We start from the raw sequence: 13008 nt of genomic DNA, 5'->3' as shown, positions 1-13008 counted from the left end.
GGGCTTATGTTTATCTACATCGTCAAACGTCTGCTGCTGATGATCCCGACGCTGATCGGCGTCGTTACGCTGACTTTCTTCGTGACGCAGTTCGTGCCGGGCGGCCCGGTCGAACAGATGATGACGCAGTTGCGTCAGGGCCAGCAGCGCGGCGGCGAAGGCGGAGGCGGCGGCAGCGCATATCACGGCAGCCAGGGCGTCGATCCGCAGCAGATCGAGCAGATCAAGAAGCAGTTCGGCTTCGACAAACCGCCGCTGACGCGCTATCTGAAGATGCTGAGGAACTACGCGCGTTTCGATCTCGGCCAGTCCTACTATCACCATCAGAGCGTGTGGGCGGTGATCCGCTCGAAACTGCCCGTGTCGATCACGCTCGGGTTATGGACGGTCGTGCTGACCTACATCGTGTCGGTGCCGCTCGGGATCGCGAAAGCGGTGCGCAACGGCTCGCGCTTCGATACCGCCACCAGCGTGATGGTGCTGACCGGCTACGCGATTCCGGGCTTCGTGTTCGGCGTGCTGCTGCTGATGCTGTTTGGCGGCGGCACGTTCTGGCAGGTCTTCCCGATGCGCGGCCTCACGTCCGATAACTTCGACGAACTCAGTGCGTTCGGCAAGGTGCTCGATTATCTATGGCACATCGTGTTGCCGGTGACGGCGTCGGTGGTTGGCAACTTCGCGATCGTCACGATCCTGACCAAGAATACGTTTCTCGAAGAGATTGGTCGTCAATATGTGCTGACCGCGCGGGCGAAAGGCGCGCCCAAGCGTGACGTGCTGTGGAAGCACGTATTGCGCAACGCCGCGATTCCGCTGCTGACCGGGTTGCCCGCTGCGTTTATCGGCGCCTTCCTGAACGGCAACCTGCTGATCGAAACGCTGTTTTCGCTCGACGGCATGGGCCAACTGTCTTATGACTCGGTGATCCGCCGCGACTATCCGGTCGTGCTGGGTTCGCTGTTCCTGTTCACGCTGATTGGTCTCGTGACCAAACTCATTGCTGACGTCTGCTATGTCCTCGTCGACCCCCGCATCCAGTTCAACAGCCTGGACCGATGAACTGCCGCCCGGCGCGTTGCCGGTGTCCGTGTCGCCTGGGCGACGCGTGTGGCAGCGTTTCCGCCGGCAGAAGCTCGGTTACTGGAGCCTGATCGTGTTCGCGACGCTGTTCGTGCTGAGCCTGCTCGGCGAAGTGCTCGCGAATGACCGGCCGCTGATGGTCCGTTACGACGGCCATGACTATTTTCCGATCGTGAAGGACTATCCGGAAACGATGTTCGGCGGCGATTTTCCGACCCGCGCGAACTATCTCGATCCCTTTATCCGCAAGCAGTTGACGGAGAAAGGCAACTTCGCGATCTACCCGCCGAATCACTACCACTACGACACGATCGATTACTTCGCGACGCGGCCGTTTCCGGCGTCGCCGTCCGCGACCAACTGGCTCGGCACCGATCAATACGGCCGCGACGTGCTGTCGCGATTGCTGTACGGCTTCAGGTTGTCGGTGTTGATGGCGCTTGCGCTGACGGTGTCGGGTATCGTGCTGGGCGTGCTGGCGGGTGCGTTGCAAGGCTTTTACGGCGGCCGCACCGACCTGATCGGGCAGCGCCTGATCGAAGTATGGAGTTCAATGCCGGACCTGTATCTGCTGATCATCTTCGCGTCGATCTTCGAGCCGAGTTTGTGGCTGCTGTTCATCCTGCTGTCGATGTTCGGCTGGCTGGTGTTGTCCGACTATGTGCGCGCCGAATTCCTGCGCAACCGTTCGCTCGATTACGTTCGCGCCGCGCGCACGATGGGTTTGAGCAACTGGCAGATCATCTGGCGTCATCTGCTGCCGAACAGCATGACGCCGGTGATCACCTTCCTGCCGTTCCGGATGAGCGCCGCGATTCTGTCGCTGACGAGTCTGGACTTTCTGGGGCTGGGTGTCGCACCGCCCACGCCGAGCCTGGGCGAACTGCTTCAGGAAGGCAAGAACAACCTCGACGCATGGTGGATTTCGGTATCTGCGTTTGCCGCGCTGGTGATCACGTTGTTGCTGCTGACGTTCATGGGCGACGCGTTGCGCAATGCGCTCGATGCGCGTTCACGCGGGTCGGCGTTCGGCGGGAGGAAGTGATGGGCGACGCGACGTTGCACAAGCCTTTGCTGGAAATCGACACGTTCTCGATCCGTTTCGGCGACAAGGTCGCGGTTCGCGAACTGAATCTGACGATCGGGCGCGGCGAGCGGGTTGCGCTGGTCGGCGAATCCGGTTCGGGCAAGAGCGTCACGGCGCTGTCGATCCTGCGCCTCGTCGAACATGCGCAGACCAGCGGCCAGATCCGTCTCGACGGCGTCGATCTATTACAGAAAACCGAGCAGCAGATGCGCGGGATACGCGGCGCCGACGTCGCGATGGTGTTTCAGGAGCCGATGACCGCGCTCAATCCGCTGTTCACGATCGGTCAGCAGATCGCCGAAAGCCTGCGTTTGCACGAGGGTTTGCGGTCGAACGCGGCGCGCGCCCGCGGCATCGAACTGCTGCGCCGTACCGGCATTCCCGAGCCGGAACGGCGGATCGACAGCTACCCGCATCAACTATCCGGCGGACAACGCCAGCGCGCGATGATCGCGATGGCGCTCGCGTGCCGTCCGCGCCTGCTGCTCGCCGACGAACCCACTACCGCGCTCGACGTCACCGTGCGTCAGCAGATCGTCGATCTGCTGATCGAGTTGCAGGAACAGGAAGCCGCCGATCGCGGCATGGCGGTGCTGCTGATCACGCACGACCTGAATCTCGTGCGCCGCTTCGCCCAACGCGTGGCGGTAATGGAAAAGGGTGTGCTGGTCGAAACCAATACGACCCAGGCGCTGTTCGCAGCGCCGCAGCATCCTTACACGCAGCGCTTGCTCGACAGCGAACCGCATCGCGAGATCGGGCCGATCGAACCGCACGCGCGTCGGGTGCTCGAGGTGCAAGGCCTCGCGGTCGATTACCGGACGGCCGCGAAAGGCTGGCGCTCGCTGTTCAGCGGTTCGACGTTTCGCGCAGTGCACGACGTCGATCTGACGCTGCGTCGCGGTGAGACGCTCGGCGTGGTCGGCGAATCGGGCTCCGGAAAATCGACGCTGGCGGCGACGCTGCTCGGTCTGCAACGGCCCGCCGCCGGTCATATCCATATCGACGGCGCGCCGTTGTCGGCTTTGCGTGGCGCGAACTCGCGCCGCGCGTTGTACTCGCGGATGCAGGTGGTGTTTCAGGACCCGTTCGGGTCGCTATCGCCGCGTATGACGGTCGAGCAGATCGTCGGGGAATGGATCGAGGTGCACCGGCCGGAAATCGACGCGCGCACGCGCCGCGCGCGGGTGGGGACGATGCTCGAAGAAGTGGGCATGCCGCAAGAATCGATGCTGCGCTATCCGCACGAGTTTTCCGGCGGGCAGCGGCAGCGAATAGCGATCGCGCGTGCGTTGGCGGTCGAACCGGAAGTGCTGATTCTCGACGAGCCGACCAGCGCGCTCGATGTGTCGATCCAGCAACAGGTGCTTAAGTTGTTGGCGGGCTTGCAGAAGAAGTACCGGTTAAGCTATCTATTGATCACCCATGATCTGGCGGTGATGCGTGCAATGGCGCATCGCGTGATCGTGATGAAGAACGGCCGCGTGGTCGAGGCGGGAGACACGCTCGACGTGCTGCATGCGCCGTCACATCCTTATACGCAGTCGTTGCTCGCCGCGTCGATGATCGCGCCGGAGCACGACGAACCCGAGGTGCTGCAATGAGTGAATCGCGCTGGACGCAGGCCGCCCGTGCGTTGAAGAGCACCGCGGCGTTCTGGTCCTTACGGATTGTCGATGAACAGATCGACGACCACGAAGTGCGCAACGACGTCGCGCAGCCGCTGCGCACGCAGCGCGAACGCGGCGCCATGCTGACCGCGTGGGCCGGCGCGGGCGCGGGCTATGCGGCAACCACGGATCTGTCCATCGCGGGCTTGCAGGCTGCGCTCGATATCGCGACGCAACGTGCGCTGGCGAGCGCCGGCGCATCGCTGATCGACCATCGCGCGGTGTCGCGCGAAGCGCGCAGCGGCGCGTATGTCTCGCCCAATGCCGACCAGCCGCTGCCGACGCGCGGCGAATGGCTCGCGCGCCTCGCGCACGAATGCGCCGCCGCGAAAATCGACGACCGGATCGTCGAGCGCACGGCATCCGTGCAGATCACGCGCACCGAACAGGTTTATCTGACCAGCGACGGCGCGCGAATCGACCAGCGCTTTTGCTTCGTGATGCCGGAAATGAGCGTCGCGGCGCACGCGAACGGCGACACGCAGGTGCGCACGCTCGGGGGCAATTACGGCACGCTCGCGCAAGGCGGCGTCGAAGTGCTGGACCGCTACGCGTTCGACGGCGCAGGCATGCGGCTCGCCACCGACGCGCTGACCTTGCTGGCCGCGCCGAACTGTCCGGCTGGTCCGCGCGACCTGCTGCTGATGCCTGATCAGATGATGTTGCAGATTCACGAATCGATCGGGCATCCGCTCGAACTCGACCGGATTCTCGGCGACGAACGCAACTTCGCCGGATGGAGTTTCGTGAAGCCGGAGATGTTCGGCACTTACCGTTACGGTTCGGAACTGCTCAACGTGACATTCGATCCGTCGTTGCGCGAAGAAGCGGCGTCGTACGCATTCGACGACGACGGCACCGAAGCGCGCAAACAGTATCTGATTCGCGATGGCGTGCTCGAACGTCCGCTCGGTGGCGCGCTGTCGCAACAGCGCGCAAAGATGGCGGGCGTCGCGAATTCGCGTGCGTCGAGCTGGAATCGCGCGCCGATCGACCGGATGGCGAACCTGAATATCGAACCGGGAACCAGCACGCTGGGCGAAATGATTTCCGGCATCGAACACGGCATCCTGATGCGCACCAATACGTCGTGGTCGATCGACGATCACCGCAACAAGTTTCAATTCGGCTGCGAGTTCGGCCAGTTGATCGAAAACGGCAAGCTCACGCAAATCGTCAAGCAACCGAATTATCGCGGCATATCCGCGAATTTCTGGCGCAGTCTGAGCGCGGTCGGCAATGCCGGCACGCGCGAAGTGTTCGGCACGTCGATGTGCGGCAAAGGCGAACCGGTGCAGCTGGTGCGCGTCGGCCATGCGTCGCCGCCGTGCGTGTTCACGCATGTCGATGTATTCGGAGGCGCGCAATGACTACAACCCATGCAGTCAATGCATCGAGCGGCTTCGATTTCGCCTCGAACGCGCAGTCGCCGGATTGGCACGCGCATTTCGCGCTGCTCGCCGATGCGATCGACACGTTGCTCAGCGGCGACGAAGTGGCGTTGACGCGGCTGTCGGCGGAGCAATCCGACTTTATCCGCTTCAACGGTGGCAAGGTTCGGCAGATCGGCCAGGTGTCGCAAGGCAAACTGACCGTCCGCCTGATCGACGGCGCCAGGCAGGCGTATTCGAGCTTCACGGTAGGCGGCGATCCAGCGACGGACCTGCGCGATATCGCCGATGCGCTGAATACGTTGCGCGACGGCTTGCGCGATGCGCCCGACGACCCGCATCTGTTGTACGACGCCACCCAATGGACCCAATCGACGCGCCGCAGCGGCAAGCTGCCCGCGCCCGACGCACTGTTGCGGATCGCCACCGAAAGCGCGCGCGGACTCGATTTCGTCGGCTTCTATGCAGGTGGCTCGATGGTGCGCGGCTTCTCGTCGTCGCGCGGCAGTCGCGGCTGGTACGAAGTCAGCAACTTCAGCTTTAGCTGGTCGTTGTACGACCCGAGCGGCCGTGCGATCAAAAGCACGTACACCGGCGACCACTGGGACGACAGCGTGTTCGCCGCGAAGGTCGAACAGGCCGCCGCACGTTTGCCGGTGCTTGGACACACGCCGCGTGCGTTGTCGCCGGGGCGGTATCGCACGTATTTGGCGCCGTCGGCGATGCTGGAACTGGTCGGCACGGCGTCGTGGGGCGGGTTTTCCGCGCGCGCGAACGCCACCGCGCGCAGCCCGTTTTACCGGCTGCACAGCGGCGAAGCCGCGCTCGATCCGCGCGTGTCGATGACCGAAGACCTGAGCCTGAATATCACGCCGCGCTTCAACGAAGACGGTTATCAGCGCGACAGCGTGCCGTTGATTCACGACGGCCGCAACGCCGGGCAACTGACCAACGCCCGTAGCGCGCGCGAATACGGATTGACGCCGAACGGCGCGCTCGCCAGCGAAACGCCCGAGTCGCTGGCGATGGCTGGCGGCGATCTCGACGCCGCCGATATCCTTGCCGCACTCGATACCGGGCTGTATGTCGGCAATCTCTGGTACGTGAATTTTTCTGACCGGATGAATTGCCGGTTGACCGGCATGACGCGTTTCGCGACGTTCTGGGTCGAACGCGGCCAGATCGTCGCGCCGGTCGACGCGATGCGTTTCGACGACAGCCTGTACCGTTTGCTGTCGAGCGAACTCGAACGTCTCGACGCCCAGCCGGAACTGCTGCTGAACGATGGAACGGAGGGCGAGCGGCAGACCGGCGGCTGGAAACTACCCGGCTTGCTGGCACGCTCGTTCGAACTGACGCTGTGAGTGAGTTTTCGATGACAGATTGAAGGCCATAACAATGACAGAACCAAAGACAATATTTGAGAGCACGACACGGTTCGGGGCCGAACCGGTCGAGATGAGCATCAGGCCGCTGGATCCGGACGACGCCGCGCAATTCCACGCGCTGCGTTCATGCCCCGGTGTGATGCGCCAGAACCCGATGCCTCCGTATCCGACCTTGCAGCAGGCTCAAGGCTGGCTCGCGAAGCTCGCGGCGCCGTCGATGGCGATTGCAGCGCTGGTGGGCGATACGCTGGTCGGCGCGGCCGATCTGCATCCGGGCGCGCTGCGTCGCGCGCATAGCGGCTGGCTGGGTATCAGCGTGCACGACGACTGGCAGGGCAAGGGCGTCGGCACGCGGCTGATGGCCGAACTGATCGATGCCGCCGACAACTGGTACGGGCTGCGCCGTCTCGAGCTGAACGTGTTCGCCGACAACCATCGCGCGATTGCGCTGTATCACAAGTTCGGTTTTTCGCACGAAGCGACCTTTCGCGGCGCCGTGCTGCGCGACGGCAGGCTGATCGACTCGGTGTTCATGGGCCGCTTACGCGCGCCGATGGGTCATCTGCAAGCGGAAATCGAGGCGGCCGTATGAACGTCTCGTTGAAACCCGACACGGCGCATGTGATTATCCGCGCCCGCGAAGTGTCCGACCTCGACGCGATCACTTCGTTGATGAACTGCCCCGGCGCGCGGCATGGCACGTTGCAGACGCCGTATCGCTCGAACGCGACGGTCGGAAGCTGGCTCGAAAAAATGCCCGCGAACACGCTCGGACTGTGCGCGCAGGCGGGCGGTCGCGTGGTCGGGATGATCGACGTGTTGCCGCGCATGCACCGGATGGCGCATTGCGCGGGAATCGGTCTGTGCGTGCATGACGATTACGTCGGGCGCGGCGTCGGCACGGCGCTGCTCGCGGCGGCCGTCGAGTGCGCGGATACGCTGCTCGGCCTGCGTCGGCTGGAGTTGACCGTGTTCGTCGACAACCACCGCGCGATCGCTCTGTATCAGCGCTTCGGTTTCGTCGAGGAAGGACGCTCGCCGGCGTTCGCGATGCGCGACGGCAAGCTGGTCGATGCATTCCATATGGCCCGTTTCGCCGATGCGCCGGTGTTCGCTTCGCCGGTCGCGCTCGCACCGAACCCACACGCGTGAGCATGCCTTGGCCGCCTTTTTTATCGACCGACCGGTGTTTGCGTGGATTCTGGCGCTTGCGGTAATCATCGCGGGCGCGCTCGCGTTGACGCAATTGCCGGTCGCGCAATATCCACGACTCGCGCCGCCGCGTATCGTGATCGATGCCGTCTATCCGGGTGCATCGACGGAAGCCGTGGATGCGAACGTAGGCAGCATCATCGAAGAAAGTCTCGACGGTGCCGACGGGATGCTTTACTACGAAACCGCCAGCGACGGCCTCGGCAACCTTGAAATCGCGGCGACCTTCGCGCCCGGCACCAACCCCGATATCGCGATGATGGACGTGCAGAACCGGCTCAAGCAGGTCGAGCCGCGTTTGCCGCAACAGGTGGTGCAGCAGGGTATCAGCGTTTTCAAGGCCGCCAACACGTTCCTGATGCTGGTCGCGCTGACATCCACCGATGGCACGCGCGATTCCGCGCAACTGAGCGACATCCTCAGCCGCGACATCATGCGCGAACTGAAGCGCGCGCCGGGCGTCGGTTCCGCGCAACTGTGGGACGCCGACGAAGCGTTGCGCGTCTGGCTCGATCCGATGAAGCTGCGCGAATTCGGCCTCGCCGCGTCCGACGTCAACGCCGCGATTGCCGCGCAAAACGCGAGCGTCGCGGCAGGCACACTCGGCGACGCGCCGCTGGTGGACGGCCAGCAGCTGAGCGCGTCGGTGAACATCAAAGGGCAGTTGCTGTCGCCGGAGGAATTCGGCCAGATCGTGCTGAAAGCGCACCCCGACGGCTCGGCAGTGCGGCTTGCCGACGTCGCGCGGGTCGAAATCGGCCGCGACAACTATACGTTCTGGTCGCGCCTGAACGGCAAGCCGTCGGCGACGGTCGGGATTCAACTCGGGCCGCGCGGCAACGCGCTCGAAACATCGGACGCGATTCGGGCGCGGCTCGCGGAACTGGCGAGCCGTTTGCCGCCGGGCGTCGCGGTTCAGGTGCCGTTCGATAGCGCGCGCTTCGTCAACGTTGCGATTCGCGAAGTGCTGATCACGCTGGCCGAGGCGATCTTGCTGGTGTTTCTCGTGATGTGGCTGTTCCTGCGCGATCTGCGCTACGCGCTGGTGCCGACAGTGGTGATTCCGGTCACGCTGATGGGTGCGTTTGTCGCGATGTACGCATTCGGCTTGTCGATCAACGTGTTCACGATGTTCGGCCTCGTGCTGGCAATCGGCATTCTGGTCGACGACGCGATCGTGGTGGTCGAGAGCGTGCATCGCGTGATGGACGAAGAGGGCATGGCGCCGCGCGACGCGACATTGAAAGCGATGAAACAGATCGGCGGTGCGATCGTCGGCGTGACGGCGGTGCTGACCGCCGTGTTCGTGCCGATGGCGTTCTTTCCTGGCGGCGTCGGTGGGATTTACCGGCAATTCGCGGTCGCGATGATTGCGTCGATGCTGGTGTCGTCTTTCATGGCGCTGTCGTTGACGCCCGCGTTGTGCGCGAACCTGCTGGGCGCGCCTGCGCAATCGGTCCGTCAGCGTGACGCGCGACGCGGTTTGCGTGGCGTTGCCGCGCGCCTCTCGACGCGTTTCGAACAGGGCTTTGATCGCGCGTCGCGCGCCTACCGGGCCATGACGGCCGCCGCGATGCGCAGGGTCGGGCCGCTGCTCGCGGTGTATGCCGTATTGCTGCTGCTGTGCGGCGCGTTGTACTGGCGGATGCCGGGCGGCTTCCTGCCCGTCGAAGACCAGGGCCAACTGCAGGTGATGATCCAGTTGCCGGCCGGCGCGACACAGGCGCGCACGCTCGCCGTCGTCGAAAAGACCGAGTCGATTTTGCGCATGCAAACGGCGGTGGCGAACGTGACAAGCGTGATCGGCTGGAGTTTCGAGGGCAGCGGACAGAACGTGGCGATGTCATTCGTCACGCTGAAAGACTGGGGCCAGCGCGGCGTTGATGCGATGACGCTGCGCGACACGTTGAACCGGTCGTTCAGCCGGATTCTCGACGGCAACGTGCAGGCGCAATTGCCGCCGTCGGTGCCGGGCGTCGGGCATTCGGACGGCTTCACGTTCCGGCTCGAAGATCGCGGCGGCTTGGGCCGCGACGCGTTGAAAGCCGCCCGCGACCAGCTTGCCGAGCGCGCGAAGGCCGATCCGTCGCTGGCGTCGATTCATTTCGAGGATCTGCCCGACGCGCCGCGTATCGAACTCGACGTGGACCGCGCGAAGGCGTACGCGCTCGGCGTATCGTTCGACCGGATTGCGGACGTGCTCGGCAGCACCTTTGGCTCGTACTACGTCGACGATTTTCCGGCGGGTGGCCGGATGCGCCGCGTCCTGGTGGCGGGCGATGCGTCGACGCGGATGACGGAAACCGATCTGCTGGCGTTGTCGGTGCCGAACCAGTCGGGCGCGATGGTGCCGCTGTCGTCGGTTGCGACGCGCCGCTGGACCATCGGGCCAGTCGCATTGACGCGCTACAACGGCTATCCGTCGCTCGATCTGAACGGCCGTGCGGCGAGCGGTGTCAGTTCGGGGGCGGCGATGGAGGCGATGGAGCGGCTCGCGGCGAGCTTGCCTGCGGGCATCGCGTTCGACTGGGTCGATGCGGCGCGCGAAGAACGCGCGGCGGCGCGGCTGACGCCGTTGCTGCTCGGACTGTCGCTGCTGGCGGTGTTCATGGCGCTGGCCGCGCTATACGAAAGCTGGACGATTCCGCTCGCGGTGTTGATGGTCGTACCGCTTGGCGTAGTCGGCGCCATTGCGGCGATGCTGATGCGCGGCATGCCGAACGACGTTTACTTCAAGGTCGGGATGATCACAGTGATCGGCTTGTCCGCGAAAAACGCGATCCTGATCGTGCAATTCGCGCGCGACCTGAGCCTCCGCGGCGTGCCGCTGACGCGCGCGGTGATACGCGCGGCGGGCGCGCGATTTCGCCCGATCGTGATGACGTCGTCGGCGTTCCTGCTGGGCGTCGTGCCGCTGGTGCTGGCGAGCGGCGGCGGTGCGGAAAGCCGCCGGTCGATCGGTACGGGCGTGTTCGGCGGCGTCGTGACGGCGACCTTGCTCGGGCTGGTGTTTGCGCCGGTGGCGTTTCAGGCGGTGGCGGTGGTCGCGCAGCAAGGGCCGCGCGGCGCGCTGCGGCGCTTGCATGGCTATCGGCGTCAGTCGCGCGAGTTGATTCGCGATGTCAGCACATGATCGGCTCACGCGCCGTCGATCTTCAGATACGCACGCGCGAGGGCTTCGTTTTCAAAGCCGAGCCGCTCGAGGGCGGCTCGATAAATGAAGTCCCGGCCAGTTGCTCCGATTCGCGGTAGTCCCGCATCTTATCGCGTGCGCGAGCGGGGAGTGTGCAACTTGCCGTTGCGATGTTTCGTAGCGCGTGCGACGCATCGCGCCGCGCGAATGTGCCGCTTGCTCGACGGCACTCGATATGTATTTCGCGCCAACATTTGACGTTGTGTCAGCGATCCGATATACTCTTTTTTCTCTGACGCGGGGTGGAGCAGTCTGGCAGCTCGTCGGGCTCATAACCCGAAGGTCGTAGGTTCAAATCCTACCCCCGCAACCAAAGCATTGTTGAAAGCCCGCATCGCGCAAGCCATGCGGGCTTTTTGACTTTCGGCGCTACGTTTTGCTTGTGGCGCTCGCTGCGTATGCTGTGCGCGCGTAAATAGATGCAACACGATTCGCGCGGGATCGAGGCCTCGAGCCCATCGTCACTCTCCTCCAATCGCCCACTGCACCGCCGCCTCGTCATGCAACGCGGCGGTATCGAAGCCGGGCAGCACTGAATCTTCCGGCTCATGTTCGTCGCGAGGTTCATGAGATCGGCGCCGCTGCGTTCGAGTTGGCGCGCGGCGTTGGCCATCCGTTCGCCGAGCGCGAGTCAGTATCCGAATCTTCGTTGACCGATGGGACGCAAGAATCATCCATCGCCCATATCCGATGTCTAAGCCGACGGTTAGCGTGGTCGTCCCAACGACCAGGAGTAGGTTTCAGATGTCATATGAACAGGATTCAGACAGCGTGCGCGTGGTGCTGAGCGCCCCGCAACTGTCGGCCGTACTGGCTCGCCAGTCGATTAGCCCCACCGAAATGCTTTCCAACCGTCTGTGGGGCGGTTTGCAGGTTGTCGGCGGGGTGCTTGAAATGGCTGGAGCGGCAGCGCTGTGCGTGTTGCCCGAACCGACGATGGCAAGCAAGGCTGGGTGTGTAGTGTTCGGGGCGCATGGTTCGGACACGGCCGCGGCGGGCCTGCGTCAGGTCTGGACAGGGCGCGATACCGCCACCTTGACTCAGCAGGGCACGGCGAAGCTGGCAGAGGCGATGCGGGTCAGCCCTGACATGGCAGACCAGATCGGCCTGTCTATCGAGATGGCCGTGCCGTTCGGCTTTGCTGGCTCGATCAAGGCAGCACGTGCGGCCAGCATTACGATGGGCCGGATCCATCTGCAAATGCACGAGGCGAAAGCGCTCAATCCAAGGCTTGGAGGGCACACGCTCCAGAAGCATGTTGGTAAGAACGAAGCATGGCTCAGGGAGCGGCTGAAACGCGAGTCCGGGCGAGACATCGTGTCGTCATTTACAAATCTCGAGCAGGCCGAACGTGCCATTTCTGAAGCAGTGGATGCCAATGCTGGAAGAATCAGGACGTGGGCGCAGTCTTCGACTCGAAGCGCGACGATCATGGTAACCAAAGTCGTCTCAGGCGACATTGGATATGGAGTGACCCGGGAAACAGGCACACTCACGCGCATGAACCAGGTGTTCGTCGTCCTGAAATACGAAACCTATAACGGCATGCCATATTACGTCCTTACCGCCTACCTTGAATGAGAAATCAATGAGTTACTCCGAGCGCTATCCAGCAATGGAGCATATTTTTAATGTGTATTTCGGCCAGGACTTCGACCTGTTCGGGGAGAACGTGCAAGAAATTGTCGCGTGTTACAAGAAAGACAGCCCTTACGATTATGAAAATTTGATTCGCGAAATTGACTCGTTCAGGAGCGAACATCCGAGTGACCTGGACGCCACTTTCAAACAGGTGTTCAGGAGGGGGTTTCGTCCCGAAGGCTGGGGCTACACAACCGCCTCTTTTCTCGACGAGATCCAGCGCGTTCTGAGCGAATAATCGGCTTGTTGCCAGTTGCGGACAGTTCCGTGCGGTCCGGCGTCTATGCACGGGACGTTCTCAGTGTCGATCTATCGCTTTCGACTCGCGCCTTCTCTCACCGCCAAA

General features: G+C 63.4%; 10 protein-coding genes, 1 tRNA gene and 1 pseudogene. 11 read left to right on the top strand and 1 reads right to left on the bottom strand.

Annotated elements, in window-relative coordinates; genetic code table 11:
* Positions 1 to 6: 6 nt before the first annotated feature.
* The 9 genes from F6X39_RS02645 (at position 7) to F6X39_RS02605 (ending at position 11334) form a co-directional block, all read left to right on the top strand.
* Positions 7 to 1059 (top strand): microcin C ABC transporter permease YejB, encoded by a 1053-nt coding sequence (locus F6X39_RS02645; RefSeq protein WP_187615464.1) that lies wholly within the window; start codon positions 7 to 9, stop codon positions 1057 to 1059.
* Positions 1013 to 2125, top strand: coding sequence for an ABC transporter permease (locus F6X39_RS02640; protein ID WP_187615463.1), 1113 nt, complete (start codon positions 1013 to 1015; stop codon positions 2123 to 2125). Before F6X39_RS02645 ends, F6X39_RS02640 begins: the two co-directional genes overlap by 47 nt.
* Entirely contained in the window at positions 2125 to 3771 is a 1647-nt protein-coding gene (locus tag F6X39_RS02635) for an ABC transporter ATP-binding protein (RefSeq protein WP_187615462.1), read from the top strand. Before F6X39_RS02640 ends, F6X39_RS02635 begins: the two co-directional genes overlap by 1 nt.
* The gene (locus F6X39_RS02630; RefSeq protein ID WP_187615461.1) at positions 3768 to 5207 is read left to right on the top strand and encodes a TldD/PmbA family protein; all 1440 of its coding nucleotides are present in this window, start codon (positions 3768 to 3770) and stop codon (positions 5205 to 5207) included. Before F6X39_RS02635 ends, F6X39_RS02630 begins: the two co-directional genes overlap by 4 nt.
* Positions 5204 to 6592 carry a TldD/PmbA family protein gene (locus F6X39_RS02625; RefSeq protein ID WP_262413105.1) on the top strand — a complete coding sequence of 463 codons (1389 nt, stop codon included), beginning with the start codon at positions 5204 to 5206 and terminating at the stop codon, positions 6590 to 6592. Before F6X39_RS02630 ends, F6X39_RS02625 begins: the two co-directional genes overlap by 4 nt.
* Positions 6593 to 6686: 94 nt before the next feature.
* On the top strand, positions 6687 to 7208 hold the full coding sequence (locus F6X39_RS02620) for a GNAT family N-acetyltransferase (protein WP_262413103.1): 522 nt from the start codon (positions 6687 to 6689) through the stop codon (positions 7206 to 7208).
* On the top strand, positions 7205 to 7768 hold the full coding sequence (locus F6X39_RS02615; RefSeq protein ID WP_187615459.1) for a GNAT family N-acetyltransferase: 564 nt from the start codon (positions 7205 to 7207) through the stop codon (positions 7766 to 7768). Before F6X39_RS02620 ends, F6X39_RS02615 begins: the two co-directional genes overlap by 4 nt.
* 7 nt (positions 7769 to 7775) lie before the next feature.
* Positions 7776 to 10961 carry a multidrug efflux RND transporter permease subunit gene (locus F6X39_RS02610; protein ID WP_187615458.1) on the top strand — a complete coding sequence of 1062 codons (3186 nt, stop codon included), beginning with the start codon at positions 7776 to 7778 and terminating at the stop codon, positions 10959 to 10961.
* A gap of 296 nt (positions 10962 to 11257) precedes the next feature.
* Positions 11258 to 11334, top strand: a tRNA-Met gene (locus tag F6X39_RS02605).
* Between the two features lie 222 nt (positions 11335 to 11556).
* Here F6X39_RS02605 and F6X39_RS37510 read toward each other — a convergent pair.
* Positions 11557 to 11652 (bottom strand): annotated as a pseudogene (locus tag F6X39_RS37510) (aspartate racemase); the annotation flags it as partial.
* A gap of 113 nt (positions 11653 to 11765) precedes the next feature.
* On the opposite strand from F6X39_RS37510, the gene F6X39_RS02600 reads away from it, so the two are divergent.
* On the top strand, positions 11766 to 12602 hold the full coding sequence (locus tag F6X39_RS02600; protein WP_187615457.1) for an RNase A-like domain-containing protein: 837 nt from the start codon (positions 11766 to 11768) through the stop codon (positions 12600 to 12602).
* 7 nt (positions 12603 to 12609) lie between these two features.
* Positions 12610 to 12900 carry a contact-dependent growth inhibition system immunity protein gene (locus F6X39_RS02595; protein ID WP_184067505.1) on the top strand — a complete coding sequence of 97 codons (291 nt, stop codon included), beginning with the start codon at positions 12610 to 12612 and terminating at the stop codon, positions 12898 to 12900.
* Positions 12901 to 13008 lie beyond the last annotated feature (108 nt).

Origin of the sequence: Paraburkholderia sp. UCT2, assembly GCF_014397665.1 — a bacterium.
In the GTDB taxonomy this organism is placed as follows: Bacteria; Pseudomonadota; Gammaproteobacteria; order Burkholderiales; family Burkholderiaceae; genus Paraburkholderia; species Paraburkholderia tuberum.
Note: the sequence above shows the minus strand (reverse complement) of the source record. Positions and strands in the feature narration are given on the sequence as shown.